Annotated in this window: 24 protein-coding genes; 15 read left to right on the top strand and 9 right to left on the bottom strand. The window is 70.5% G+C overall.

All coding sequences use genetic code 11. The features are described 5' to 3' along the window. The first annotated feature begins 20 nt into the window (after positions 1–20). Positions 21–908, top strand: a complete 888-nt coding sequence (locus tag AC1HIL_RS31475; RefSeq protein WP_479670826.1) for a helix-turn-helix transcriptional regulator — start codon at positions 21–23, stop codon at positions 906–908. Positions 909–954: 46 nt separating this feature from the next. Continuing rightward, complete coding sequence (locus AC1HIL_RS31470) at positions 955–1,878, top strand: SDR family oxidoreductase (RefSeq protein WP_479670825.1); 924 nt, start codon at positions 955–957, stop codon at positions 1,876–1,878. A 15-nt stretch (positions 1,879–1,893) separates the two neighbouring features. Here AC1HIL_RS31470 and AC1HIL_RS31465 read toward each other — a convergent pair whose 3' ends face one another. Then, positions 1,894–2,682, bottom strand: coding sequence for an IclR family transcriptional regulator domain-containing protein (locus AC1HIL_RS31465; protein ID WP_261213396.1), 789 nt, complete (start codon positions 2,680–2,682; stop codon positions 1,894–1,896). A 129-nt stretch (positions 2,683–2,811) separates the two neighbouring features. Here AC1HIL_RS31465 and AC1HIL_RS31460 point away from each other — a divergent pair, with 129 nt between their 5' ends. The 8 genes from AC1HIL_RS31460 to AC1HIL_RS31425 all read left to right on the top strand — a co-directional run bounded on the left by AC1HIL_RS31460 (position 2,812) and on the right by AC1HIL_RS31425 (position 12,616). After that, complete coding sequence (locus tag AC1HIL_RS31460) at positions 2,812–3,513, top strand: 3-oxoacid CoA-transferase subunit A (protein WP_413762359.1); 702 nt, start codon at positions 2,812–2,814, stop codon at positions 3,511–3,513. Continuing rightward, positions 3,510–4,157, top strand: a complete 648-nt coding sequence (locus AC1HIL_RS31455) for a 3-oxoacid CoA-transferase subunit B (protein ID WP_413762360.1) — start codon at positions 3,510–3,512, stop codon at positions 4,155–4,157. Before AC1HIL_RS31460 ends, AC1HIL_RS31455 begins: the two co-directional genes overlap by 4 nt. 152 nt (positions 4,158–4,309) lie before the next feature. After that, positions 4,310–5,515: a 3-oxoadipyl-CoA thiolase gene (pcaF, locus tag AC1HIL_RS31450; protein WP_057596895.1), complete on the top strand. Its 1,206-nt coding sequence runs from the start codon at positions 4,310–4,312 to the stop codon at positions 5,513–5,515. A 600-nt stretch (positions 5,516–6,115) separates the two neighbouring features. After that, positions 6,116–8,311 carry a poly-beta-1,6 N-acetyl-D-glucosamine export porin PgaA gene (gene pgaA, locus AC1HIL_RS31445; RefSeq protein ID WP_479670824.1) on the top strand — a complete coding sequence of 732 codons (2,196 nt, stop codon included), beginning with the start codon at positions 6,116–6,118 and terminating at the stop codon, positions 8,309–8,311. Further along, positions 8,308–10,431 carry a poly-beta-1,6-N-acetyl-D-glucosamine N-deacetylase PgaB gene (pgaB, locus tag AC1HIL_RS31440; protein ID WP_479670823.1) on the top strand — a complete coding sequence of 708 codons (2,124 nt, stop codon included), beginning with the start codon at positions 8,308–8,310 and terminating at the stop codon, positions 10,429–10,431. The genes pgaA and pgaB overlap by 4 nt, the downstream gene beginning before the upstream one ends. Beyond that, positions 10,428–11,735, top strand: a complete 1,308-nt coding sequence (pgaC, locus tag AC1HIL_RS31435) for a poly-beta-1,6-N-acetyl-D-glucosamine synthase (protein WP_296729966.1) — start codon at positions 10,428–10,430, stop codon at positions 11,733–11,735. The genes pgaB and pgaC overlap by 4 nt, the downstream gene beginning before the upstream one ends. Then, on the top strand, positions 11,692–12,318 hold the full coding sequence (pgaD, locus tag AC1HIL_RS31430; RefSeq protein WP_479670822.1) for a poly-beta-1,6-N-acetyl-D-glucosamine biosynthesis protein PgaD: 627 nt from the start codon (positions 11,692–11,694) through the stop codon (positions 12,316–12,318). The genes pgaC and pgaD overlap by 44 nt, the downstream gene beginning before the upstream one ends. A gap of 70 nt (positions 12,319–12,388) precedes the next feature. Continuing rightward, positions 12,389–12,616 (top strand): hypothetical protein, encoded by a 228-nt coding sequence (locus AC1HIL_RS31425; RefSeq protein ID WP_057596909.1) that lies wholly within the window; start codon positions 12,389–12,391, stop codon positions 12,614–12,616. 22 nt (positions 12,617–12,638) lie between these two features. On the opposite strand, the gene AC1HIL_RS31420 is transcribed toward AC1HIL_RS31425, so the two are convergent. From AC1HIL_RS31420 to AC1HIL_RS31410, 3 genes are read right to left on the bottom strand one after another with little or no spacing between them, the layout of a single operon-like run. Then, positions 12,639–14,405: an AraC family transcriptional regulator gene (locus tag AC1HIL_RS31420; protein ID WP_479670821.1), complete on the bottom strand. Its 1,767-nt coding sequence runs from the start codon at positions 14,403–14,405 to the stop codon at positions 12,639–12,641. Next, positions 14,402–14,863, bottom strand: coding sequence for a (2Fe-2S)-binding protein (locus tag AC1HIL_RS31415; protein ID WP_479670820.1), 462 nt, complete (start codon positions 14,861–14,863; stop codon positions 14,402–14,404). The genes AC1HIL_RS31420 and AC1HIL_RS31415 overlap by 4 nt, the downstream gene beginning before the upstream one ends. 32 nt (positions 14,864–14,895) lie before the next feature. Beyond that, on the bottom strand, positions 14,896–17,187 hold the full coding sequence (locus AC1HIL_RS31410; RefSeq protein ID WP_479670819.1) for a xanthine dehydrogenase family protein molybdopterin-binding subunit: 2,292 nt from the start codon (positions 17,185–17,187) through the stop codon (positions 14,896–14,898). 405 nt (positions 17,188–17,592) lie between these two features. Here AC1HIL_RS31410 and AC1HIL_RS31405 point away from each other — a divergent pair, with 405 nt between their 5' ends. From AC1HIL_RS31405 to AC1HIL_RS31390, 4 genes are all read left to right on the top strand, one after another. After that, the gene (locus AC1HIL_RS31405) at positions 17,593–19,014 is read left to right on the top strand and encodes an EAL domain-containing protein (protein WP_479670818.1); all 1,422 of its coding nucleotides are present in this window, start codon (positions 17,593–17,595) and stop codon (positions 19,012–19,014) included. Further along, complete coding sequence (locus AC1HIL_RS31400; protein WP_057596902.1) at positions 19,011–19,343, top strand: hypothetical protein; 333 nt, start codon at positions 19,011–19,013, stop codon at positions 19,341–19,343. The genes AC1HIL_RS31405 and AC1HIL_RS31400 overlap by 4 nt, the downstream gene beginning before the upstream one ends. 125 nt (positions 19,344–19,468) lie before the next feature. Continuing rightward, positions 19,469–20,254 carry a Crp/Fnr family transcriptional regulator gene (locus AC1HIL_RS31395; RefSeq protein ID WP_479670817.1) on the top strand — a complete coding sequence of 262 codons (786 nt, stop codon included), beginning with the start codon at positions 19,469–19,471 and terminating at the stop codon, positions 20,252–20,254. 874 nt (positions 20,255–21,128) lie between these two features. Then, the gene (locus tag AC1HIL_RS31390; RefSeq protein ID WP_479670816.1) at positions 21,129–21,992 is read left to right on the top strand and encodes a hypothetical protein; all 864 of its coding nucleotides are present in this window, start codon (positions 21,129–21,131) and stop codon (positions 21,990–21,992) included. Between the two features lie 55 nt (positions 21,993–22,047). On the opposite strand, the gene AC1HIL_RS31385 is transcribed toward AC1HIL_RS31390, so the two are convergent. After that, on the bottom strand, positions 22,048–22,791 hold the full coding sequence (locus AC1HIL_RS31385; RefSeq protein ID WP_479670815.1) for a hypothetical protein: 744 nt from the start codon (positions 22,789–22,791) through the stop codon (positions 22,048–22,050). 232 nt (positions 22,792–23,023) lie between these two features. On the opposite strand from AC1HIL_RS31385, the gene AC1HIL_RS31380 reads away from it, so the two are divergent. Beyond that, the gene (locus AC1HIL_RS31380) at positions 23,024–23,452 is read left to right on the top strand and encodes a hypothetical protein (protein WP_479670814.1); all 429 of its coding nucleotides are present in this window, start codon (positions 23,024–23,026) and stop codon (positions 23,450–23,452) included. Positions 23,453–23,485: 33 nt separating this feature from the next. Here the strand turns inward: AC1HIL_RS31380 and AC1HIL_RS31375 are convergent, their stop codons facing one another. From AC1HIL_RS31375 to AC1HIL_RS31360, 4 genes are all read right to left on the bottom strand, one after another. Continuing rightward, positions 23,486–23,770 (bottom strand): hypothetical protein, encoded by a 285-nt coding sequence (locus tag AC1HIL_RS31375; protein WP_057596906.1) that lies wholly within the window; start codon positions 23,768–23,770, stop codon positions 23,486–23,488. Positions 23,771–23,904: 134 nt separating this feature from the next. Then, the gene (gene lhpI / locus AC1HIL_RS31370; RefSeq protein WP_479670813.1) at positions 23,905–24,876 is read right to left on the bottom strand and encodes a bifunctional Delta(1)-pyrroline-2-carboxylate/Delta(1)-piperideine-2-carboxylate reductase; all 972 of its coding nucleotides are present in this window, start codon (positions 24,874–24,876) and stop codon (positions 23,905–23,907) included. Then, positions 24,873–25,757, bottom strand: a complete 885-nt coding sequence (locus AC1HIL_RS31365) for an alpha/beta hydrolase (RefSeq protein WP_479670812.1) — start codon at positions 25,755–25,757, stop codon at positions 24,873–24,875. Before AC1HIL_RS31365 ends, lhpI begins: the two co-directional genes overlap by 4 nt. Continuing rightward, positions 25,754–26,317: a 3'-5' exonuclease family protein gene (locus AC1HIL_RS31360; protein WP_413762371.1), complete on the bottom strand. Its 564-nt coding sequence runs from the start codon at positions 26,315–26,317 to the stop codon at positions 25,754–25,756. The genes AC1HIL_RS31365 and AC1HIL_RS31360 overlap by 4 nt, the downstream gene beginning before the upstream one ends. Positions 26,318–26,326: the final 9 nt, after the last annotated feature.

The raw sequence follows: 26,326 nt of genomic DNA, 5'->3' as shown, positions 1-26,326 counted from the left end.
CTTTCCCGGACCGACCCGGCATGAGCGAGCGCCTTTTCCTCCATCTCGACGACGGCCCCTTGCTCGGGCCGCCGATGGACGCGCCCGGCGGCACGGTGCGCTCCTTCGCCGCCAGCGCGCCGCTGCGCCCGCATGTCGCCAACATCCTCGTGTACCGCGAACGCTTCGCCGAAGGCGAGGAGGTGCTCGAGCGCGTGCTGCCCGACGGTGCCGCGCGGCTGGTCTTCAACCTCGGCGACGCGCCCTCCGCCAATGGCGCCGAGGGTCTGGCCATCGAGGCCATCGGCGCCTCGGCCGAGGCCGTGCTGGTGCGGCTGCGCAAGCGCATGGAAGGCCTGTCGATCACCTTGCGGCCCGGCGCCGCGGCCCTGTTGCTCGGCCTGCCCGCGGGCGAACTCGCGGGCCGCGTGCTGCACCTCGACGAACTCTGGCGCGGCGCCGGCGCGCAGCTGCTCGAGCGCATGGCCGAAGCTCCCGGTGACGCCGCGCGCGTCGCGCTGCTCGACGCCGCGTTATGCCGTCGCGTCGCCGAGGCCGACGGCCGCGCACGGGCGCGGCTCGGCCCGCATCCGGGCGCGCTGCAGGCCGCGCAGCTGATCGCCGCTTCGGCCGGTCGTCGTCCGCTGCGCGAGGTGGCCGAGGCGGTGGGACTCGGCGAGCGCCGGCTGCAGCAGCTGTTCCATGCGCAGGTCGGCCTCTCGCCGCGCGCCTGGCGCCGGCTCGCGCGCATGCACGGCTGCCTGCGCGCGCTGCGCGAGCAATCGGCGCCGGCCTGGGCCGAGGTCGCGGTCGAGCACGGCTTCTACGACCAGTCGCACCTGGCCAACGAGTTCCGCGCGCTGTGCGGCGTCACGCCCACGGAGTTCCTGGGCCGTGCGATTGCGGATTCTTCCAAGACGCTGGTTTAAGGCAGCGCTACCTTCGGCGTCTTCTTCCCTTGCAGCGAGCCGAACGATGACCGACCAGCCCACGGGTGCGAATGCACTGCCCTCCCTGAAAGGCCGCGTGGCCGTGGTCACGGGCGCGAGCCGCGGCGCGGGGCGCGGCATCGCGCTCGAACTCGGCGCGGCCGGCGCCACCGTCTACGTCACGGGCCGCAGCACGCGCGCCGAGCCCGCGGACAGCTACGGCCAGATCCTCGCGCTGTCCAGCATGCAACGAGTGCCCGGCAGCATCGAGGACACGGCCGAGGAGGTCACGCGCCTGGGCGGGCAGGGCGTGGCGGTGCGCTGCGACCACACCGACGAAGCGCAGGTGCGCGAGCTGTTCGCGCGCCTCGAGCGCGAGGCCGGCCGGCTCGACCTGCTGGTCAACAACGCCTGGGGCGGCCACGAGAGCTTCAACGGCGTGTTCGAGGCGCCGTTCTGGGAGCATCCGCTGTCGAACTGGGAGGCGATGTTCGACCGCGGCGTGCGCAACCACCTCGTGGCCAGCCGCTGCGCCGCGCCGCTGCTGGTGCGCCAGGGCCGGGGCCTGATCGCCACCACCACCTTCTGGGACCGCGACCGCTACCTGCGCGGCAGCCTGTTCTACGACCTCGCCAAGGCCTCGATGACGCGGCTGGCCTTCGGCATGGCGCAGGACCTGCGCGCGCATGGCGTGGCATCGGTCGCGGTGTCGCCGGGCTGGATGCGCACCGAGTTCGTGCTGGCCGGCCACCAGACCGACGAGGCGCACTGGCACCAGCGGCCCGCGCTCGCGCGCACCGAGTCGCCGCGCTACATCGGGCGTGCCATCGTGGCGCTGGCCGGCGATGCCGCGGTGATGGACAAGACCGGCCGCGCGCTGCGCGTGGGCGACCTGGCGCGCGAGTACGGCTTCACCGACATCGACGGGCGGCAGGTCGCGCCCTTCGAGATCGAGAACGGAGGCGCCTGAGGCCGCGGTGCCCGCTCACAGCAGGCTCGAGATCCGCCGCGCCGCCTCGCGCAGCGCGGGCAGCATGCTGTCCTGCATCACCTTCGCGCTGGTGCGGTTGGCCTGGCCGCTGATGTTGAGCGCGGCCACCATGCGGCCCGCGCGGTCGACGATCGGCGCGGCCACCGAGATCAGGCCTTCCTCGAGCTCCTGGTTCACCAGGCACCACTGCTGGCGCCGCGCCTGCGCCACCTTGGCCAGCAGCGCGTCGATGTCGGTCACGGTGTGCTTGGTCAGCGGCTCGATCGCCGAGGCCTCGAGCCGCGCGCGCACCTCCTCGTCGGGCAGGTCGGCCAGCAGCAGCCGGCCCAGCGAGGTGCAGTAGGCCGGCAGCCGCGAGCCCACGCCGAGGCTGATGCGCATGATCTTCTGCGTCGGCACGCGCAGCACGTAGACGATGTCGGTGGCGTCGAGCACCGCGGCCGAGCACGACTCCTGCACCTGCTGCACCAGCGCTTCCATCACGGGCTCGGCGCGGTTCCAGATCGGCATCGACGACAGGTAGGCGAAGCCCAGGTCGAGGATGCGCGGCGTGAGCGTGAACAGCTTGCCGTCGGTGACCACGTAGCCCAGCGTCTGCAGCGTGAGCAGGATGCGGCGCGCGCCCGCGCGCGTGAGGCCGCTGGCGGCCGCCACCTCGCTGAGCGTCTGGTGCGGCGCGCTCGCGCTGAACGAGCGGATCACCTGCAGGCCGCGCGCGAAGGACTGCACGTAGCTGTCGCCGGGGGCGGGCGTCCCGGGGGGCGCAAGGGGGCGGGTTGCCATGGGTGTGGATCCTCTCTAGAATTCATTATACGAACAGAAGTTCGATATACGAACAAAATTGAGTTCACCAGGACGCACCGCGACGAGCGTCTTCCCGCCTCTCCACCATCCTTCTTCGGAGACAGATCCATGATCGACAAGATCGCGCCCTCCATCGCCGACGCCCTCGCGGGCGTGGCCGACGGCGCCACCGTTCTCATCGGCGGCTTCGGCACCGCCGGCATTCCCGGCGAGCTCATCGACGGGCTCATCGAGCAGGGCGCGCGCGACCTGACGGTGGTCAACAACAACGCCGGCAACGGCGACACCGGCCTCGCCGCGCTGCTCAAGGCCGGCCGCGTGCGCAAGATCATCTGCAGCTTTCCGCGCCAGGCCGACAGCCACGTCTTCGACGGGCTCTACCGCAGCGGCCAGCTCGAGCTCGAGCTGGTGCCGCAGGGCAACCTGGCCGAGCGCATTCGCGCGGCCGGTGCCGGCATCGGCGCCTTCTTCTGCCCCACGGGCTACGGCACCGAGCTCGCGGGCAAGCGCGAAACGCGCGAGATCAATGGCAAGCAGTACGTGCTCGAGTACCCGATCCACGGCGACCTCGCGCTGATCAAGGCCGAGCGCGGCGACCGCTGGGGCAACCTGGTCTACCGCAAGGCCGCGCGCAACTTCGGCCCGGTGATGGCCATGGCCGCGAAGAAGACCATCGCCACGGTGCACGACATCGCCGAGCTCGGCACCATGGACCCCGAGACCATCGTCACCCCCGGCATCTTCGTGCACAAGGTGGTGCGCATCGAGCGCGTCGCCACGCAGGCCGGCGGCTTCAAGAAGGAGGCATGACCATGAGCTACACCCGTCGCACCAAGGACCAGCTGGCCGCCCGCGTGGCGCAGGACATCTTCGACGGCGCCGTCGTCAACCTCGGCATCGGCCAGCCCACGCTGGTGGCCAACCACCTGCCGGCCGGCCGCGAGGTCATCCTGCACAGCGAGAACGGCATCCTCGGCATGGGCCCCGCGCCCGAGGCCGGCGAGGAGGACTACGACCTGATCAACGCCGGCAAGCAGCCGGTGACGCTGCTGCCCGGCGGCGCCTTCTTCCACCATGCCGACAGCTTCGCGATGATGCGCGGCGGCCACCTCGACATCTGCGTGCTCGGCGCCTTCCAGGTCTCGGCCACCGGCGACCTCGCGAACTGGAGCACCGGCGAGGCCGGCGCCATTCCCGCGGTGGGCGGCGCGATGGACCTCGCGATCGGCGCCAAGCAGACCTGGGTCATGATGGACCTGCTGACCAAGAAGGGCGAGAGCAAGATCGTCGAGACCTGCAGCTACCCGCTGACCGGCATCGGCTGCGTGAAGCGCGTGTACTCCGACCTCGCCACGCTCGAATGCACGCCGCAGGGCCTGAAGCTGGTCGACAAGGTCGACGGGCTCGAGCATGCGGAGCTCGAGAAACTGTTGGGCCTGCCGATCGCCGTCTGATACGGACTTCCGGACGCGAAGGACGCGAAGGTTGCGCGAAGAGCGCGAAAGAACTTCAGAAATAATTTGTCTTTCTTTCGCGTCCTTCGCGGAACCTTCGCGTCCTCTGCGTCCGGCATCCCGAATTCGTTCCACCTTCATAGAGACACACCATGACCAACCAAGCCTTCATCTGCGACGCCGTGCGCACCCCCTTCGGCCGCTACGGCGGCGCGCTGTCGAGCGTGCGCACCGACGACCTCGGCGCGGTGCCGCTCAAGGCGCTGATCGAGCGCAACAAGAACGTCGACTGGCAGGCCGTGACCGACGTGCTGTACGGCTGCGCCAACCAGGCCGGCGAGGACAACCGCAACGTCGCGCGCATGGCTTCGCTGCTGGCCGGCCTGCCGATCGAGGTGCCGGGCGCCACCATCAACCGCCTGTGCGGCTCGGGCCTCGATGCCGTGGGCAGCGCGGCGCGCGCCATCCGCGCCGGCGAGGCCGGCCTGATGATCGCGGGCGGCGTCGAGAGCATGAGCCGCGCGCCCTTCGTGATGCCCAAGGCCGAGAGCGCCTTCAGCCGCGCCAACGCGGTCTACGACACCACCATCGGCTGGCGCTTCGTCAACAAGCTCATGAAGGCGCAGTACGGCGTCGACTCGATGCCCGAGACGGCCGAGAACGTGGCCACCGACTACAAGATCGAGCGCGAGGCACAGGATCGGATGGCGCTGAACTCGCAGCTGCGCGCCGTGGCCGCGCAGAAGGCCGGCTTCTTCGACGCCGAGATCGTGCCGGTGAGCGTGCCGCAGAAGAAGGGCGATGCGATCGTCGTCGCCAAGGACGAGCATCCGCGCGAGACCAGCCTCGAAGCGCTGGCCAAGCTCAAGGGCGTGGTGCGGCCCGACGGCACCGTCACCGCGGGCAATGCCAGCGGCGTGAACGACGGTGCCTGCGCGCTGCTGCTGGCCGACGAGGCCAGCGCCGCCAAGCACGGCCTCACGCCGCGCGCGCGCATCGTGGGCATGGCCACCGCCGGCGTCGCGCCGCGCATCATGGGCATCGGCCCGGCGCCGGCCACGCAGAAGGTGCTGGCGCTCACCGGCCTCAGGCTCGACCAGATCGACGTGATCGAGCTCAACGAGGCCTTCGCCGCGCAGGGCCTCGCGGTGCTGCGCCTGCTGGGCCTTTCGGACGACGACGCGCGCGTCAACGTCAACGGCGGCGCGATCGCGCTGGGCCATCCGCTGGGTGCCAGCGGCGCGCGCCTCGCGACCACCGCGGTCAACCAGCTGCACAAGAGCGGCGGCCGCTATGCGCTGTGCACGATGTGCATCGGCGTCGGCCAGGGCATCGCGCTGATCCTCGAGCGCGTCTGATCCCGCGTCCCACCTGAAGCCATCGGCTGCCGCAACCCGCGGCCCGATGGTTTTTTTTCGACTGGAGGACATCTGGGCGCGACGGAAGTGTCCCGGCGCTGTCAAACCAAAGGCTTCGTCGCAGTCGACACCTCCCGTTTCATGGATGTCATTCGGAAAGCGAACGTATCGCCGCACCGGGGCCGCGCGACGCTGCGTACGCCCATGGCGTACGCAGCGTGGCAGGCCCTGGATTCAGGGGGCGCGGCTTTTTACGCTCCCTTACGGATCGACGAGGTCTTTTGACTATTTCCTACAGCGTGGCTTCGAGGTCGGGCGATATGGTTCAAGCAAATAACCAATCGCAACCCGATCTTGAGAAAGCAACGCCGCCACGCTGTCACACACCCCGCACTCGCTCAACCTCACCCAACCTTCCTTCGTTCCACCTTCCCTCTCTCCGCCGCGGCATTGCTTGTCGCAGCGGTGTGGGCCGGTGCGAGCCCGCAGGTCAGGGCACAGGTGGAGCGGCCCGGTGTCTCGACTTCCTCTTCTCGCCCTTCGGCTGACGCCGTCGCAGCGGATTACGCAGCCTCCGCCCATGACGCGCTCGTCGAACGGGTGCGTGCCGGCAGCGCGACGCCGGCCGAAGCGCTCGATGCGCTGCGTACCTGGTTCCCGCGCGCCGCGACCGCGGCCCAGCGCGAGCGCATCGCGTCCGATGGCGTGGTGTGGGCACTGCAGGCCGATAACCCACGGGAATCCGTGGGATGGGCGCAGGCGGTGCCGCTGGACCGGCTCGCGAGCTATGCCTTCGAGTCGGCGTTCGTCGCCGCGCGCCGTGTCGACGACCGCATCCTGCAGTTGCACCTGAGCGCGCTGAAGCCCACGCAGCGCATCGTGCGGCGCGAGAACGCCTTCGCGCTCGAGGACCAGGGCTCGCTGACCGAGGCTCTGGCGCAGGCCGAGGCCGCCGAGCGCGCCACGCCCGGCAGCTTCAGTGCCTTCGAGCTCGCGAGCCTGCGCCAGCAGGCGCTGGGCCAGCGCCTGCGCTGGGCCATCTCGGAGCGCGACCAGCGCGGTGGCGAGGGCCCCGAGCGCTTCGAGTCCATCGACGCACTGCTGCCGCTCTATCCGAACGAACTGCAGGGTGCTTCCGATGCCGTGCAGCGCGCCACGCAGGCCAACGAAGCCGACGACCTCGAGCGCTGGAAGGCGCTGTACCTGCGCCTCTATGCCGACCACCTGCTCGCCGTGTCCGCGCGCGGCCGCTTTCCCGAAGTGACCGCGGCCTACGAGCGCTGGCAGGCCGAGCATCCGCAAGAGCCGCTGCCCTACTACGCGCTGTCCGACGTGGCCGGTGCCTACCAGCAGCAGCGCCGCTCCGACCTCGCCGTGCCGATCTACGAGGAGGCGCTGCGCAGTGGCGGCGATGCCATCCCCGTGCCCAGCGACACCCACACCGGCCTGGTCTATGCCTACCTCGACACCGCGCGCTTCGAGGACGCCGAGGCCCTGCTGCAGAAGCTCGAGCAGGCCACGCCGCCGATGCTGCGGCTCACGCCCGAACAGGGCCGTCCCAATCCCGAGTACGCCGAGGTGCGCAACCTGCGCGCGCTCTACCAGCTCTACACCGAACGGCCCTGGCAGGCCGAGACCAGCTTCCGCGGCCTGACCTCGCTCGCGCCGCTCAACGCGGGCTTCCGCTCGGGACTGGCCGAGACCATGAAGCTGCGCGACAAGCCCGACGAGGCGCTGGGCCGCTACCGCGAGACGCTGGTCGACCATCCCTGGGACGTGGCCGCGCGCGCCGGCTACGCGGGCGCGCTGTTCGATGCGGGCGAGATGCGCGCCGGCCGCGAACTCACCGAGAACCTGCAGGCCGAGGCGCCCGAATCGATCGCCGTGCGCAATGCCGTCGCGCAGCGCGACACGCTGTATGCGGCGCGGCTCGACGTCGAGGCCGACTACGGCCAGGGCCACGGCAGCAGCGTGCTGGCCGACCGCGACTGGCGCGTGGATTCGAAGCTCTCGTCACCGCTGTGGGACGACCGCTGGCGCCTGTTCTTCCGCCAGGTGTTCGCGCGCGGCGACACCTCGCTGGGCAACATCGACCTGTCGCGCACCGGCGTCGGCGTCGAATACCTGCAGGGCCGCTGGCGCGCCAGCGCCGAGCTGCACCAGGCCGACAAAGGCCGCTACCGCACCGGCCTCGCGCTCGGCGTGGACTGGCGCGCCAGCGACAGCTGGCGCTTCTCGGCGCGCTTCGACTCGAACAGCCTCGACACGCCCTGGAAGGCGCGGCTGGCGAACGTCGGCGCGCGCTCGGCCGAACTCGGCGCCACCTACGTGGTCAACGAGTCGCGCGCCTTCGAGGCCCGCTACCAGCGCATGGACTTCAGCGACGGCAATGCGCGCGACGGCTTCGGCCTGCGCTGGCGCGAGCGCCTCGTGAGCGGCCCGCGCTTCCAGCTCGAAGGCACGCTCTCCGGCGAGACCGGGCGCTACGACCGGCAGGACGTCGACTACTTCGCGCCGCGCCGCGAGAGCGCGCTCCAGGTCGGCCTGACCGGCAAGTACCTGGGATGGAAGCGCGACGACCGCCGCTTCTCGCATGTCTTCGGCATCGAGGCCGGCAGCTATCGCCAGCAGGGCTTCGGCGGCGGCGCGCTCTGGTCGCTGCGCTACGGGCACGAATGGGTGTTCGGCCGCTCGGCCACCCTGGCCTACGGCCTGGGCATCGCGAGCCATCCCTACGACGGCGTGCGCGAGCGGCGCCGCTTCGTCTATCTCAATCTGTCGGTGCCGTTCCAATGAAGAACAAGACGTCCATCCCGATGGCGCTGCGCCTGGCCGCGCTGCTGTTCGCCGTGCTGCTGGCCGGCACCGCGCTTGCCCAGGGCCTGCCGCGCGCCACCGCGCTGCCGGCGCCCGATGCCGACGACGGCAAAACCTTCCGCGCCATCGCGCTGCACGACGTGCGCCACAACGTGCGCGAGAGCTTCGTCGACGAGCCCGAACCCACCGCGCTCGACGAGCGCACCGTGGCCGACTTCTTCGCCTGGCTGCGCAGCTCGGGCCACCATCCGGTGAGCCTGCAGCAGATCGTCGACGCGCGCGCCGGCGGCCGGCCGCTGCCCTCGAAGGCCGTGCTGCTGACCTTCGACGACGGCTACGAGAGCTTCTACACCAAGGTCTATCCGCTGTTGAAGCAGTTCGGCTATCCGGCCGTGATGGCGCTGGTCACCGGCTGGCTCGAGGTGCCGCCGGGCCAGGTGGTCGAGGGCTACGGCGCGCGCAATCCCTTGAAGCGCGAGGCCTTCATCACCTGGAGCCAGGCGCGCGAGATGGGCGCCTCGGGCCTGGTCGAGTTCGCGAGCCATGGCGACGCGATCCACACCGGCGTGCCCGGCAATCCGCAGGGCAACCTGCAGCCCGCGGCCGTCACGCACCGCTACGACAGCGCCACCGGCCGCTACGAGGACGACGCGGCCTGGATCGCGCGCGTCGAGGCCGACCTGCGCCGCAGCCGCGGCCTGATCGAGGCGCAGACCGGCACCCGCGTGCGCGCCATGGTCTGGCCCTACGGCGCCTACAACAAGCAGACCTTGCGCGCGGCCGACCGCGCCGGCATGCCGATCACCTTGACGCTCGAGGAGGGCGCCAACACGCCCGAGGTGCCGCTGCAGACCATCCGCCGCGGCCTCGCCACCTACGACATGTCCGTGCCCGACTTCAGCCTGCTGCGCGCGCCCGCGCGGCCCGATCCGCGCGCGCTGCACCGCGCCATGCACATCGACCTCGACCACGTCTACGACCCCGACCCGGCGCAGCAGGAGGCCAACCTCTCGCGCCTGCTCGACCGGGTGCAGGCGGTCGGCCCCTCGGCCGTCTACCTGCAGGCCTTCGCCGATCCCGACGGCGACGGCGCGGCCGATGCGCTGTACTTCCCGAACCGGCACCTGCCGATGCGCGCCGACCTGTTCAACCGCGTCGCCTGGCAACTGCGCACGCGCACCGGGGTCGAGGTCTATGCGTGGATGCCGGTGCTGGCGTTCCAGCTGCCCGCGAACAACCCGCTGGCCGCTGTGCGCGTGACGCACCTCGCGCCCGCGTCGGCCGCGGCGCGCGACCAGACGCGCTACCACCGGCTCTCGCCGGCCGATGCGCGCGTGCGCGCCCTGATCGGCGACATCTACGAGGACCTCGCGAAGAACGCGCCGATCGCCGGCCTGCTGTTCCACGACGACGCCACCTACAGCGACGACGAGGATGCGAGCCCGGCCGCGCTGCGCGAACTGGCCGCCCAGGGCCTGCCGCCCGACCTGGCCGCGGTGCGCGCCGATCCCGCGTTGCGCGCGCGCTGGACCGCGTGGAAGACGCGCCAGCTCACCGACTTCACGCTCGAGCTCGCGCAGCGCGTGCGCGACTGGCAGCCGCGCATCCTCACCGCGCGCAACCTCTATGCGCGCCCGGTGCTCGAGCCCGCCGCGCAGGAGTGGTTCGCGCAGGACCTCGCGCAGTCGCTGCAGGCCTACGACTACACCGCCGTGATGGCGATGCCCTTCATGGAGCAGGCGGCCGATCCGCAGGCCTGGCTGGCGGCGCTGTTCCGCCAGGTGGCGGCGCAGCCGCAGGGCCTGGCGCGCACCGTGTTCGAGCTGCAGGCGCGCGACTGGCGCACGGGCCGCATGGTCGACAAGGACACCCTGGCCGCGCAGTGGACCCTGCTGCACCGGCTGGGCGCGCGCCATGTCGCGCTCTACCCCGACGACTTCCTCGCGGGCGAGCCGCCGCTGGTGACCGTGCGCGACATCCTGTCGGTGCGCGCCAACCTCGCGGGCGGCAAGGTCGACGGCCTCGAGACGCCGCCGGCGCTCGCCCCCACCAAGCCGGCCGCGGCCTCCGCGCCGACCGCACCGGGAGCCGCGCGATGAACCCCGATTTCTTCGGCGCCGACGTGGTGCGGGTGCTGCTCAACTACGTCTTCTACTACCCCTTCCTCGCGGCCTATGTCTGGATGGCCGGCGGCATCGCGCATGCGCTGGTGTTCGAGCGCGGCCGCCACCGGCGGATCGATCCGCTGCCGCTGTTGCCCGAGCAACCGCTGGTCAGCGTGATCGTGCCCTGCTTCAACGAAGGCGAGCGCGTGCAGGAGGTGATCGAGCAGCTGATGCGCAGCCGCTATCCGAACTACGAGATCATCGCCGTCAACGACGGCAGCAGCGACGACACCGGCCCCATCCTCGACGCGCTGGCCGCGCGCTACGGCCAGCTGCGCGTGGTGCACCACGCCACCAACCAGGGCAAGGCGGTCGCGCTCAACACGGCGGCGGTGCTGGCCAACGGCGAGTACATCCTCGGCGTGGACGGCGATGCGCTGGTCGACCCCGATGCCATCGCCTGGATGCTGACCCACATGCTGCATTCGGAGCGCGTGGGCGCCGTCACCGGCAATCCGCGCATCCGCGGGCGCACCACCCTGCTCGGGCGCATGCAGGTGGGCGAGTTCTCCTCGAACATCGGCCTCATCAAGCGCACCCAGCAGCTGGCCGGGCGGCTGTTCACCGTCTCGGGCGTGCTGTCGATGTTCCGCCGCAACGCGCTGCTCGACGTCGACTTCTGGAGTCCCGACGTCATGACCGAGGACATCGACATCAGCTGGAAGCTGCAGCTCAAGGACTGGCGCGTGCGCTACGAGCCGCGCGCGCTGTGCTGGATCCTGATGCCCGAGACCGTGCGCGGCCTCTACCGCCAGCGCCAGCGCTGGGCCACCGGCGGCATCCAGACCCTGCTGCGCTACACGGGCCAGGTGATCAGGCCGCGCAACTTCATGATGTGGCCGGTGTTCCTCGAGTACCTGGCCAGCGTGGTCTGGGCCTACGCCATGTTCGCGGTGCTGGTGCTCGCGCTGGTGCGGCGCTTCCTGCCGCCCGAGTGGCAGTACGTCGGCTTCTGGCCCGAGTGGCACGGGATGCTGCTGGGCATCACCTGCATGCTGCAGATGGGCGTGAGCCTGTGGATCGACCGCCACTACGACCGCGACATCCTGCGCTACCTGGTCTGGACCATCTGGTACCCGCTTGCCTTCTGGATGATCAACATGTTCACCACGGTCGTGGCCTTGCCGGCCACGATCCTGCGGCGCAAGGGCAAGCGCGCCCGGTGGACCAGCCCCGACAGAGGAGTGATTGCGAATGAACGATCGACTGCATCCGTCCGTGCCATCGAGCATGAATGAAGACCTGGGCCTGGGCCCTGGCGCCGCGCCTCCGCTGCCCAACGGCAAGGCACCGCCGCGCGAGCGGGAGTGGGCCGAGCCCGAGGGCGAGGTGCCGGTGCTCGATGCCGCGCGCATGCCGCTGAGCGCCTTCATGCGCCACAAGACGCCGCAGGGCGCGCTGCTCATGTTCGTGTGGCTGCGCATCGCGCGGCCGCTGCTGCTGGCCGCGTTCTGGGTCGGGGTCGTGTTCTACGCCTGGCACCATTTCTTCCAGGTCTGGCGGCCCGCGGAAGGCGCGAACCTGCTGACGCTCTACGCCCTGTCGGTGCTCGCCATCTTCGCGCTGATGCTGCTGCTCGCGCCGGTGCGACGGCGCGCCATTGCCGACGAGGAGACGCGCGGTCGCTCGCCCGACAGCACGGTGGCCCAGCTCGCCGAATACACTTCGCTCGCGCCGCAGCGCCTCACGCTGTGGCAGCGCGCGCGGCGCCTGCTGGTGCAGCACGACCGCGAAGGCCGGGTGACCGATGCGGCCGACCTCGACACCGAACCCGCGATGCTCACGCCCTCGGGCACGGCGGTGCGAAAGCGCCGCGCCTGATGCCGCATCGAGCCGCCCCGGGACACGGACTTTTCGAATCCGGCCACGCGGCCGATGCGTACGCATGCCCATGAAAAAGACAGAAGTGATGGCGACGGCGATGGAGATGGCGAGAAAAGGGCTGGGCTTCCCGCCGGCGCTCGCCATCGAGCAGATCGCCGAACTGATCGCGCAGGAGGATCCCGCCGACGAGCTCTACGACAGCAAGGTCGAGCGGCTGCTCAAGCTGGCGGCCTGTGTCTGGAGCCTGCGTCGGGACCTGGTGACGCCGCCCGGAGAGGGCGGACGGCTGCTCTGAGCGGCCGTCCGGGATACCGGGTCTACAGGGCGTCGAGGATTTCCTTGCGCTTTTTCTCGTACTCCTCCTCGGTGATGTCCTTGCGCTCCCGCAACGCCTTGAGCTGATCGAGCCGCTCGGAGGTCGTGCCCCGCTGCCGTTGCGCGGGCGCTCCGCTAAAGGAAGTTTCGCGCAACGCGGCCTGCATGCGCAGCAGTGCGTCCTCCATGGCACGCCGGCCGGCGATACCGTGGTCGAAGATCCGTTCGGAGGTCTCGGCGCTGCCGAAACCCACCACGCGGGGACTGGCGACCAGCGTGCCCGCGGGATCGCGGACCTGGCTCGTCAGGTCGACGGAGAAGCTCGTGGGCGGCCAGGTGAACAGCCCCGAGCCACCCGAGGTCGTGACGATCGTGGGCACGATGACGTAGTGGACGCCGCTGCTCGCCGTTTCCGCGGGGTTGGCAATGGACGGAAGTTTCACGATGTCCGAGAACACGTTCGAAAGCATCTTCTCGAAGCCCGCATCGATGTCGCGGTAGGGGAAGTACCGGATGTTGTCCCCGCCGCCGCCCGGTGTCGTGACTTCCATGTCGGCGAGAGCCGCGGGGATGTGATAGCCCACGCGCAGAGGCATCGGCGCGGGCGCGTCCGCGCTGCGCGCGAGGCGCGCCTGATCGGGAACGACGGCGATCGGATGGGCGCAACCGGCGAGGACCGCGATGGCCAGCAGGGCGAGCCAGGCTTTGAAGGAGTGCAGGGTCGATGTCATGGTGCGCGGAGTTGAGGGGCGCTCCGGCACCGCCTGCGCCGTGCGCCAGCGCGCGGGCGTGGTGCCCTCCCAGCCGCGGAACGCCCGCGTGAAGGAATTCAGCTCCTCGAAGCCCAGCACGAAGGCGATCTCGCCGGCTTCGAGCTGAGTGTCCTCGAGCAGTTGCCGCGCGGCCTGGTGTCGCACCTCGTCGAGCAGCCGCTGGTAGCTGGTGCCGGCCTCCTCGAACCGGCGCTGCAGCGTGCGCGTGCTCACGCAGAGCTCGGCCGCCACGGCCTGGATGCTCGGGCGCTCGCCGCGCAGCGTGCGGCCCAGCACGGCGCGCGCCTGGTCGACCAGCGAGGTGGCAGGCGCCTGCGCGGCCAGCGCGGCTTCGAGGCCGGGCAGCAGCACCGCGAGCAGGTCCTGGTTGTGGGTGACGAAGGGCTGCGCGAGCAGCGCCTCGTCGAACACGATCACATCGGCCGTGGCGCCGAAGCGCGGCGCGCAGCCGAAGTGCGCGCCGAGCATCGCGGCCTGCGTGCTCGTGTGCGCGCGCACCAGCTCCACCCGGCGCGGCACCACCCGGGTGCCGGTGCCGCGCCGCGCGAGCTCGAGCACCGACGCGAAGGTGCCGTCGGTCAGCAGCGGCGGCGAATGGCCTTCGGCCAGGAACCAGTGGAAGCGCACGCGCACCTCGCCGTCGCCGCGCTCGATGCGGATCACCTCGGGGCAGGTCAGCCGCTTGAAGCGCGACAGCCGCTGCAGCGCCTCGCCGAAGTTCGGCGAGTGCAGCGCCGCGATCGAGGCGATGTCGTAGTGCTCGGTCGCGCCCTCGGCGCCGATGCGCAGGCCCAGCGCGGGGTCGGGGTTCATCGCGGCCAGCGCGTCCCACACGGCGAACATCTGCCGCGTCGTGATGCGCGCCTTGCCGCTCGCGAACAGGTCGGCCGGCAGGCCCGCGCGGCGCAGCATCGACTGCGTGTCGAAGCCCAGCAGCCGCAGCCGCTGCTGCATCACGGCGGGCACGACGATCAGGTCGGGCGGGCGCTGGGTCATCGCCGGTCGTCGCCCGCCGCGAGGTGGATCGCCGCGCGGATGCGCGGATAGGTGCCGCAGCGGCAGATGTTGCCGCTCATCGCGGCGTCGATGTCGGCGTCGCTGGGCTTCGGCGTGTGGCGCAGCAGCGCGCAGGCCGACATCAGCTGGCCGCTCTGGCAGTAGCCGCACTGCACCACGTCGAGTTCGGTCCAGGCGCGGCGCAGCGCGTCGATCTCGGGGCCCTGCACGCCCTCGATGGTCGACACCGCGCGGCCCTGCACGGCCGCCAGCGGCGTGGCGCACGAGCGCACCGCCTCGCCGTCGAGCATCACGGTGCAGGCGCCGCACAGCGCCTTGCCGCAGCCGAACTTGGTGCCGGTCATGCGCAGCTCGCCGCGCAGCACCCACAGGAGGGGCGTGTCGTCCTCGGCCGTCACCGCGACGGGGCGGCCGTTGATCTGGAGCGTGGTGGTCATGGGCTTCCTTCCTTTTCTATCGGGCCGTGCGTTCAGGCCAGGCGCAGCGGCAGCGAACGCAGCCGCTGGCCGGTGAGCGCGAACACCGCGTTGGCCACGGCCGGCGCCACCGGCGGCGTGCCCGGCTCGCCCACGCCCGTGGGCGGCGCGCTGCTCGGCACGATCGCGATCTCGATCTGCGGGCACTCGTTCATGCGCAGCGGCGCGTAGTCGTGGAAGTTGCTCTGCTGCACCTGGCCGCGCTCGATGGTGATCTCGCCGTGCAGCGCGGCCGAGAGGCCGAACACGATCGCGCTCTCCATCTGCTGGCGCACCAGGTTCGGGTTCACGGCCAGCCCGCAGTCGACCGCGCAATACATGCGCCGCACGCGGATCTGCCGCTCGGGCGTCAGCGAGACCTCGGCCACCTGCGCCACCACGCTGCCGAAGCTGCGGTGCAGCGCGAGGCCGCGCGCGCGGCGCGTGCCGTCGGCCTCGGGCGCCAGCGGCGTGCCCCAGCCCGACATCGCCGCCACGCGTTGCAGCACGCCCAGGTGCCGCGCCTCGGCCGGGCTGCCCGCCAGCAGCGCGCGGCGAAATGCCACCGGGTCCTGGCCCGCGGCATGCGCGCATTCGTCGATGAAGCTCTCGGTGAAGAAGCCGTTCTGCGAATGGTTGACCGAGCGCCAGATGCCGACCGTGACCGCCGACTCCATCGTGCGATGCGCCACGCGCGCGTTGGCGAAGCGGTAGGCGGTGGTGGCCGTGCCCTCGGCCGCCGCGCTCAGGAGGGCCGGCGAGCCCAGGCTCGAGCCCGCGGTGTCGACGCGCCAGGCCACCAGCCGGCCCTGCGCATCGAAGCCGGCCTTGCTGCGCGCCACGTAGGCCGGGCGGTAGTAGTCGTGCGCCATGTCCTGCTCGCGCGACCACATCAGCTGCACCGGCATGCCGTCCGTTTCGCGCGCCAGCGCCGCCGCCTGCATCACGAAGTCGCCGAGGTAGCGGCGCCCGAAGCCGCCGCCGAGGTAGGCCAGCCGGATGTCGACCTTCGCGGCCTCGATGCCCAGCACCTTGGCGATGCCGCCGCGCAGCATGCCGGGCCCCTGCACGCCGACCCAGACGGTGGCCGCGCCGTCCTTGAACTGCACGGTGCAGTTCATCGGCTCCATGGTGGCGTGCGCGATGAAGGGCACGCGGTACTCGGCCTCGATGGTGCGCTCGGCGCTCTTCATCGCGGCATCGGCGTCGCCGGTCTCGAGGTGCACGTCGGCCTGGTCCGGCGCATCGAGGCTCTGCGCGAGCCGGTCGATCAGCGCGCGGCTCGACAGGCTGGCGGCCGCGCCGTGGTCCCAGTCGATCGCGACCTTGTCGAGCGCGCGCATCGCATGCCAGGGCGTGTCGGCGATCACCGCCACCGCGCCCGAGGTCATGCCGCCCGAGCCCAGGCCGCCGGCCACCGGCGCGAGCGCCACCACCTTGCGCACGCCGGGCATCGCGCGCGCGGCCGTGTCGTCGAAGCGCGCCACGCGGCCGCCCAGCGTGGGGCACATCGCGAGCGTGGCATGGAGCAAGCCGTCGGGCGGCAGCGCGTCGAGCCCATAGCGCGCCGAGCCGTCGAGCTTGGCGGCGCTGTCGAGGCGGTGCACCGGCCGGCCGATCAGCGTGTAGCGCGAGGGATCCTTGAGCGTCGGCTGCGCGGGCAATGGCTGCGTCGCCGCGCGCGCCGCCAGTTCGCCGAAGCGCGCGCTGCGTTGCGAGGCCGGATGCGACACCCGGCCGGCCGCCACCTCGCATTCGGCCGCCGGCACGTCCCAGGCCGCCGCCGCGGCGCCCACCAGCATCGCGCGCGCCGAGGCGCCGGCCTCGCGCAGCGGCAACCACTGGTCGACGATGCCGGACGAGCCGCCGCTGCCCCAGAGCCCGGGCACCTCGCGCAGCAGCTTGCTGACCACGTGGCGGGTGCCGCGCTTGAGCGCGCCGTCGTCGTCGGGCTTGAACATCGGCAGGTTGTCGAGCAGCGCCGCCTGATTGTTGTAGATCGGGTCGTAGCCGGCCTGCTCGAGCCGCAGCTGGGCGAGGTCGGCATCCATCTCCTCGGCCAGCAGCATCGCCAGCCCGGTATGGATGCCCTGGCCCATCTCGGCCGCGGCCATCATCAGCGTGACCGTGTCGTCGCTCGAGACCTTGACCCAGCCGTTCAGAGCCACCTGGCCGCTGGCCGTGGCCGGCAGCGGCTCGGCGGTGGTCAGCCGCTGGCGCGTGGGCGAGGCGGACCAGCCGACGACCAGCGCGCCGAGGGTGGCGGCCGTGCCGAGCAGGAAATGGCGGCGTTTGAGGGCGGGCATGGGGCGAACTCCGGGCGGCTTCGGAGGGCCGCGATGGGCGGGAGTGTGCGCGGCACGGCGCGCGCTGGCCAATCCGATCGCGCCAATCGAACGGCGGATCGCGCCAGCCCGCCGCGGGCCGTGGCGGGTGCCGGTTTCGGCGCCACGCGCCGGCCAGGCGTTTTCGGCCGTTCGGCGCGTTTTTTGAGTCCCTGCGTTACAGCGCCTGTGAGCTAGGACACATTTGTCACCAGAAAGTTAATGCGGGTTGCTACCGGGATCCGTAGTATTCATTTCGGTTTAAGCATTCCATGCGCAATCCGCATAACGGCCCGTTCTCGAACGTGCAGCGGCCGACCTCGGCGTCGGCAGTGGAACCACCCAGCGTGTTGCGGTTCGGCGAACTTACCTAGCGGAGAAAACCAGATGGCCGTACGTGATCGCGTCACCAGCCCCGTGACGCTTGCCTTGCCGACGCCAGGGCCCGGTCATGTCGTGCGGTCCTTCGTCGCGCCCGTGGTCGCGCGCCTGCGGGCGGGCTTCGATGGCATGCGCCGCCGCAGTCCGGCCGCGCCGCGCCATGCGCCGATGCCGCGACCCGCGGCCTCGATGGCCGTGCCGACCGTCCCCGGCGCCGGCGCGCCGGTGCGGGCCTGTGCCTTCGTCTTCATCGCGAACCTGCCGCAGCTCATGGAGGTCTACGGCGCCGAGTTCGCGCTGCATGCCAGCATCGAGATCAAGTACCGCCTGCTGACCGGCTTCGTCAGCGTGGCCGACGCCGACCTCGCGATGCTGCGGCACGACTGCTTCCTGCTGTGGAGCAACCCGGCGTTTCCGGTCGAGGACGCGCAGGCGCGCCAGGGCGCCTCGGCCCGGCTCGAGAGTCTGCTCACCGGCCTCGGCGGCACGCCGGTGCAACTGCGCGACACGCGCGCGCTGGTGCAGCTGCACGTGGGCTGGAGCGACGCGCCCAGCCCCGGGCGCATGAGCCAGTCCGAGGTCGAGCTGCGCCTGTGGGCCGCGCAGCCCGCGCCGGACTTCCAGCTCGTGCGGGCCGAAGGCTGGCAGCAGCTTTACCGCGAGGACATGGCGGTTGCGCTGCAGGTCGGCGACGCACTGCATGCGCGCCGTCTCGCGATCGAGTGGCATCCCGTGGTGGGCGCCCCGGCGCAGGCCGCCGCCTTCGCGGCGCCGCTCTATCACGAGGCGCGCTTCCACACCGAGGGCGAACCGCACGCCGCCTCGCTGCGTTCCGAACTCTTCATGCCCTGCCTGCAGCGGCTGGGCCTGGTGCGTACCTTCGACCACCTCGCGGCCGGCTGCGTGGTGCGGCAGCTGCGCCTGGGCGGCACCGTGCGCCTGGGCCTGAGCATCTCGGCGCAGAGCGCGCGGCGCGACCACTGGTGGGCCTCGCTGATGGTGCTGTTGCGGCGCGAGCCCGAGCTGGCGGCGCGCCTCGTGGTCGAGATCGCCGGCGAGCCCACGCTGCCCGATCTCGAATCGGTGCGCGACTTCTGCCTGCAGTTGCAACTCTGCGGCTGCCGCGTCGCCATCAAGCATTTCGGCGGCGACTCCGGCAACCTCGCCGCCGCCAAGGTCTGCCGGCCCGACATCATCAAGCTCGACCCGGTGTTCATCCGGCGTGCGCGCGAGGACCGCTTCGGCCGCGAGCTGCTCGAGGAGATGCTCGCGCTGTGCGGCAGCTTCGCGCCCTCGATCGTGGTCGACGGCATCGAGCGCGAGGAGGACATCCGCGTGGCGCTCGAGGCCGGCGCCGAATGGCTGCAGGGCTGCGGCGTGCCGCTGCACGATGGCGCGCCGGCGCGCGGCCCCGGAGGGCGCGCGTGAATCCCTCGCCCGACTTCCATCTGCAGCTTGCCCGCCTGGGCGCGCAGATCGACAGCCTGCAGCGCACCCTGCACGAGGTCATGCGCCACGGCGTCCTGCTGCATGGCGACGGCGCGCGCGAGAAGCTGCTGGCGCGCGACCAGTACCTGGCGCTCGAAGCCGCGATCCGCGAGCAGGAGCTGCGCGATTCGCCAGCGCTGCGTGCCGTGCGCTCGGTGTGCGCGGCTTGCGCGGCGGGCGCGCAGGCGCCGTCCGCGGCTGCGATGCCCGATCGCGCCGATGACGCCGATGGCTCGCGATCTCGTGGCGTGTCCGACTCCATCGCCTAGGGCCCGTCCGTGGCGCCGCGCGCCGCATCCGTTGGTCGGCGCGCGCTGCCGTCCACGTCGGCCGCGCACGTTCCCCTGCATGTCCCGCCCGGAGAAAGCGAATCGGATGGAGCCTGTTTCCGACCATGTATCTGCATTCCCTTTTTCGAAACGTTCCGGCGGCGGAGCGCGCGGCGCTGGTCGCGCGCAGCGAACTGCGTTCCTTCCGGCGCAACGAGACCGTGCTGCGGATGGACGAGTGGACCGACAAGGTCTATTTCGTCGCCTCGGGACTGCTGCGCGTGGTGGTCGGCGGCAACGGCGGCAGCGCGGGCGTGACCACCGACTTCGTGCGCCCGCGCGACCTGTTCCTGAGTCCGACGCTCGACGAGGCGCGCTACCAGTCGATGGCCAACCTCGTGGCCGCGCTGCCGAGTTCGGTCTACCTCATTCCGGCCTCGGCGCTGCACGACATCTGCGCCCGGCATCCGTCGGTGGCGCTCGAACTGCTCGAGCTCACCGTCAAGCGCATGACGATCATCCGCAGCCAGTTGCGCCGCATCTCCTCGCTGACCTCCGAGACCCTGGTCGCGCGCGTGCTCTATGAGTTGACCCAGCTCGCGCCGGCCGACACCGGCGGCTTCGACAAGCGCATCTCGCAGGCCGTGATCGCGTCGTACGCGGGCCTGTCGCGCGAGGTCGTCAACAAGACCATGCGCGAGATGGAGAGCCGCGGCCTGTTGTGGAAGGACGAGCACGGCATCCACGTGGTGGCCGATTTCGCGTCGACCGACCATGGCAGTTTCGAGTCGCTCGAGTCGCTCGAGCCGCGTTCGGCGGGCGAGGAGCGCGACGGCGAATCTCCTTTCATGGCGCCCGACGATCTCGACCTGCTCAAGGCCGTGGGCGGGCGCGGAACGGGCACGAAGTGATGGCGTTCGGCGGCGTTGTTTTCGCGCGCTGTTTGGTGCGAACTGTGAACCGCCACACAGTTGCGATGCGATCCCGCGTGCACCGGGAGGGCTCGATTCCTAGCATCGAAGTCATGCGGCGAGCGAGGTGTTTTCCGATCTGCGCCGCGATGTATTTCGGTCTTGCAAACGCTGCGCAAAAAGGCAGTGCCTCGTGAAGTCCGGATCCCCATAGAAACCGCCACTCGTCGTTCCAAGGTGTGCGACACGGCGATCGCCCGAACGCGCACCTTCGAGGTCACCATGAGTTCCATTTTTTCTGCCTGCGACTGCAGCATCCACTATCTCGGCCGTGTCGAGCGCTCGGGATGGATGCGGCTCTTTCCCTGGATGCGGCTGTACCAGTGCGCGAACTGCAAGAAGTTGCAGCTGCTGCCTCAGAAAGAGGTGGATCGGGCGAAGGCGACCTACGGGAGCCGGGCGACGTATGGAAAGGGCGGGCGTGACGGGACGCCGCCTACTACAGCGCCACGGGCCTGACCATCCCCCCGTCGAAGGGACGTGGAGCACGTGCAACGGTCATCGAAAAATCGCCGCAGTCCGGTCGTCGCATGTTCCCGACCTTGATCGTCTCCCTTGTAAGATTTGGACTACAAATTCAAATGGAGCGAGGAGAGTCTCATGAAGGAAGTTCGCAAGCTGTCGCCGATCGTGCTCGGCGCATTGGTAATGCTCACGGCGTGGTGGCGGAGGAGGGGGCGGGGGTGGTGGCTTTCCTATGCTTCCCGCGGCGCCCGCGCCGAGTGCGGCCGGGCCCGCACCGGCACCGGCACCTGCGCCGGCGCCTTCGGACCCAGGCCCGACCGATCCCGGCACGAATCCGCCGGAGCGTCCGATGGTGACGACGCCCTATTCCTTCAAGCTCGGTAGCGCGAACAGCCTGGATTTCAACGCACTCATGGCCGAACTCCAAAGCCCCGAGATGGCCGGTCATCTTGTCGACACCGTGATACCGCTGAGGCTGTCGCCGTCCATCGAAGTTCGCTCCGTCTATCGAAGCCAGGAACCCTCGGCGACGTATCTGCATCGTGCCGTGTCGACACAGGATGCCTATACCTTGGCCACCCTCCAGGTGCAGGGTGCGGACGGATATCGGATCGCTGCGAACACCATGGCCGTGGATCAAGGATCGTTCAAGACCATCTTCAGCAAGAGCACGAGCCAGGACGTCCGGTATGAATTCGTCGATGCGGGCAAGCTGCCGCAGACGAGGGCGGAAGTGGCGGGCTTCCTCGAGTCCGTGAACAGACTTGGGCAGCAAGGCTATTGCGGCACCAGCATGACATCACCTCAGAACGGCAATCTGGCGTCGATAACGCTGGTGCTGGGGCGCGAGAAGCCGACCACGGCGCGGTGCTCTTTCGAACTCCTTCCCGTGACACCTACCTACGCCAGCTCCATCGCGCAGGGGAACGAAAAGGGAGCGAACGGCAGCAAGTTCGGCGTCGCCGTCGGCATTGACGGCACGACCCAGGGGCTGTTCGTGCGGGACGACTCCCAGAAATCGACGTTCAAGTACTACGCCACGGAATACATGTCGACGGCGGAAGCAGGCAGCATCGAGCAGGCGCGCGATCTCGTGAAGATCCTGAACCGCGAGGGCGCACTGGGCAGCAGGGCCTTCCAGCAGTACCAGGAAAACAATCGCTACTACATGATCTTCACCACCTCGTACGACTGCAAGGGCCTGCTCTGCTGAAGCGGCAACGGGCGTCCCGCGAGACGCCCGTTGCCATCGTCTCGAATCTGTGCCGTCAGCAGGCCGGGGCCTGATCGCAAGCCGCCCGCCGCAAGGCCTTCGCCTTCCTTTCCAGTGCGGGATCCCATCGACCCAGGTGCGCGAAGAATTCGTCGGTCACCAACTCCAGCGTGCCCTGCTCCGTGTCCCAGGTCAGCACATCGGGTTCGCTGCCCGCGCGTCGGCTGAAGGCCTTTCGCGTGGGCGGACCATGGCGTGTCTCCAGCGTCCTGGCCAGTTCCTGCAACTGCGTTGCATCGAGTGCCTTGAACGGGGTTTCGCTGCGAGGCGTTCTGGCATGCAGCGGGGTCTCGACGGCGTAGAGCAGGCCTTCGATGAACGAGTAACGTGCCACGGTGAAATCCTCGAAGTCGACGCCCGCCACGTCGACCAGCACGATCTCGGGCACGCCACGGCGCACGTGATAGTCGGCGAGGCCGCTGCCGCCGACGCCCATGTTTCCCGATCGGACGATCCTGCTGCCTTGTGCGATCCGGGCGAGTTCGGCTTCCTGCCGAGTCGTCTGGCCCAGCACGAGGGCGATTGGCGACGAGGGCGCGGGCAGGTCTTGGGCGTTCTTCGTGCGCGCCAGGCTGCCCAGGTTGCGATCGGTGGTCGACGGCGTCCGGGCAGGCGACAGCACCGAGAGTTGGGCGCGGCCCTGGCCGGCAAGAACGAGCAGGCAGGCGGCGAGGCACAGGCGTGCCCATGGGTTGCGGGCAAGGGTGGTGTCTTGCGTGCGGCGAGTGGATGGCTTCATGGACCAGGGAAGGAGGCAGAGACCGCCGATGCGGGGCGCGGCCGATTCTCCGCTCCCGTCGCCGCGCCGATGCCCTGACTAGCAGAACCCGCCCAACTCGGTTGGCGCGCTCCCCGGCAACCTGCGCCCGCCCGGGGACGTCATCAATTCGCCTTGCAGGAGGGCTACCGTGATTCAGGGTTTCCCCTAGAAGAAAACCCTGTCCAAACAACTCCTCCGACATCCAACCGACATGAAGACCTCCTACCAACTCGCCCTCGCGGCCGCTTTTGCCGTGATGGCCGTGGCCTCCGTCCAGGCCCAGACCACGGGCGGCCGCAGCCGCGAAGCCGTCGAAGCCGAAGCCATTGCCACGGCCCATGCCCCCAACCAGAACGTGGTCCGCGGCTCGCGCGGCCCCGAAACGGTGAAGCCGATGGCCGACGCCGATGCCATGTACCAGCAGGCCGTGGCCACCGCCCACGCGGCCGACCAGAACGTGACCCGTGGCTCGCGCGGCCCCGAAACGGTGAAGCCGATGGCCGACCCGGCCAAGGTCTACAACGAAGCCGTGGCGGCCGCCGCGGCGCCCGACCAGAACGTGGTGAGCGGCTCGCGCGTGAACAGCAAGGTGATCTCGACGATGCAGAACCCGGCACTGACCGCGGCGCAGGGCAAGTAAGCGGCAAGCGGCCCGCGGCGCTCCGGGACCTGCTCAGGCGAAGGAGGTGCGCGGCGGCGAACCCGATGCCATGCGCCTCAGCATCGCGTTCTGCCGCGCCTCCTCGGCGTCGCGCAGGCTCTTGGCGGCGCGCGCCGCCACGTAGCTCACGTACAGCGTCTCCACCGCGCGGCCCCAGTCATGGGCCTGCTGCGAAACGCCCTCGGCCTGCACCGGCGAGCCCGTGAGCCCATGCGTCGACAGGTCGTCCTCGGGGCGCGCCGGCACGTCGATGCCGGCCTTGCCGAGGATGGCGGCTTTCTGAACGATGGTGAGCATGCGTGGGTCTCCCTGTGTGCCGTGCCAGATTAACGGCCTCCCCCGCGAAGCGCCATCCGTCGCTTGACGTATGCGCGCGCCGTCGCGGGGCGCCGACTGGCCATAAGCACTAGGCGTGCCATGCAGTCATAGGTCTACAGCGGCGCCGCGGCCGACGACGACTGCCACACCAGCGTGGCGGCGGTCAGGTCCTCGAGTGCGCTGCCGACGGCCTTGAAGACCGTGCGTTCGTCGCTGTCGGGTTGCGTGCGTCCGCCGCGTTCGCCACGGCACAGCGCGGCCAGAGTGCCTTGCACCGCCTCGGCGCGCAGCGTGCCGGCCGCGATCGCGTCGAGCAGGTCGCCGGCCTTCGTCAGCGCCTCGGGCGTGTCGATGAAGGTGCGCGCGTCCTCGAAGCACCGTGCATCGGCCTCGCGCATGGCGGGCGTGAAGCTGCCGATCAGGTCGAGGTGAGAGCCCGGCGCGAGCCATTCGCCGCGCACCAGCGGCGCGGTGGCCAGCGTGGCGCAACTGACGATGTCGGCCTGCCGCACGGCGGCCTCGAGACCCTCGGGGCCCGGCGCGGCCGCGCGCGCACCGGCCCAGCCCTGCGCGCGCCATTGCGCGGCCAGTGCCTCGGCGCCCTCGGGGCGGTGGTTCCACACCGTTACTTCCTCGATGGGGCGCACGCTCGCATGGGCCGCGGGCAGCATGCGCGCGATGCGGCCGGTGCCCAGCACCAGCAGCCGCCGCGCATCGCCGCGCGCGAGAAACGAGGCGCCGAGGGCAGAGGCGGCGGCCGTGCGGCGGGCCGTGAGCTCGTCGCCGTCCATCAGCGCCAGCGGCACGCCGGTGCGCGCGTCGTACAGCACGTAGGTGGCATGCAGGCCGGGCAGGCCGCGCGCGCCGTTGCCCGGAAAGATGTTGATGGTCTTGATGCCGAGAAAGCCGGCCTCGCTCCAGGCCGGCATGATCAGCACGGTGCCCTTGTCGCCGCTCGCGTTGTCGATGGCGTGCACGTGGCGCGGCGGTACCTGGGCCTCGGCCGCGAAGGCGGCGCGCAGCGCGGGCACGAGGCGCTCGAAGCCCAGCGGGGCGCGGGTGGCGGTGGCGTCGAAGTGCTTCATCGGGCGGGTGGGGTGGGTGCGATGGGGACGGTCGCCAGCGCGGCTTCGAAGAACTCGGCGAGCGCGCGCTGGTAGGTGGTGCCGAAGCGGGCCTCGCTCATCGGCTCGAGATGGCCGGCGCCGGGCACCTCGATCAGGCGCTTGGGCTCGCGCGCATCGGCCAGCAGGCGCCGCGAGTGCTCGACGGGGATCACGGCATCGGCCGTGCCGTGGATCAGCAGCAGCGGGATCGGCGAGAGGGCGGCCATGTACTTCGAGGCGGCGTAGCGATCGCCCACGAGCAGGCCGGCGCCCGAGACCTTGTCGTTGGCGATCGACGAGTAGGAATAAAAGGTCGACTCGATCGCCACCGCGCGCACGCCGGCGCGGTTGCCCGCGCCCACGGCCGCGATCGCATTGGTGCCGCCGAGGCTCTGGCCAAACACCAGCAAGCGCGCGGGATCGACGTCGGCGCGCGAGCGTATGTGATCGATGGCGCTGCCCGAGTCCTCGAACACGCCGCGGGGCTCGGGCTTGCCTTCGGAGTCGCCGTAGCCGCGGTAGTCGAACACGAAGACGTTGAAGTCCTGCTTCGGCAGCCAGGCGACGAAGCGCCAGTGCGAGGACATGTTCTGCGCATTGCCGTGGAAATGGATCACCGTGCCCTTGGCCTCGCGCGGATCGGCGCGGCCCGCGGCCGGAATGAACCAGCCGCTGAGCGCGGTGCCGTCGGTGCTCTGGAAGCGCACGCGCTCGTAGCGCAGGCCCAGCGCGTCGGGCGTTTCGTAGCGCACGCGGTCGGGGTAATAGAACATCGACTCGACGCAACCGCCGAGCAGCAGCAGGGGCAGCGCGAGCAGCGCGCGGCCGGCCAGGCGTGCGAGACGGCGTGGAACGCTCATGGCGTGGCGGCGCGGCTTTCCGCCAGCATGTTGCAGAACAGCGCGCCCTGCTCGATCGCATCGTCGAGCGCCACGTGGGTGTGCGGCAGGCCGGGGTCGAACCAGCGCCGCGGCATCGCGCGCTTGGTGCTGTCGCGGTAGTCGGTCTTCAGCAGGGCCATGGCGAAGGACTTGACGTCGAGCGCCGAATGGCTGAACGGGCTCTCGCCCGCGAAGCGCATCAGGTACCAGTAGACGAACAGGAAGTCGAAGCCCGCCGGGTAGGCCACGAAGACCGGCCGCGCCTTCAGGCCCTTGAGCCAGGCCACGTAGTTCTTCATCGCGTGCGCGGGTTCCTGCGGGTCGCTGCGGCAGGCGGCCCAGGCTTCGGGCTGCGTCCGCCACCACGCGGCGGTCTTCGGGTCGGCCTCGGCGCCGGGCAGGGTGTGCAGGTTGGCGCTGAAGGTGGACACCAGCTTCTTGTCGGCCGTGTAGGCGGCCGAGCCGAAGCTCAGCATCGAATGCGGGCCGGGGATGGGGCCGTCGGATTCGACGTCGGTGCTGATGTAGATCTCGGTCATGGGTTCGAT

The organism is Variovorax sp. ISS6, assembly GCF_056523145.1.
The sequence above is the reverse complement of the archived record's forward strand: the minus strand, read 5'-3'. Positions and strand labels throughout refer to the sequence as shown.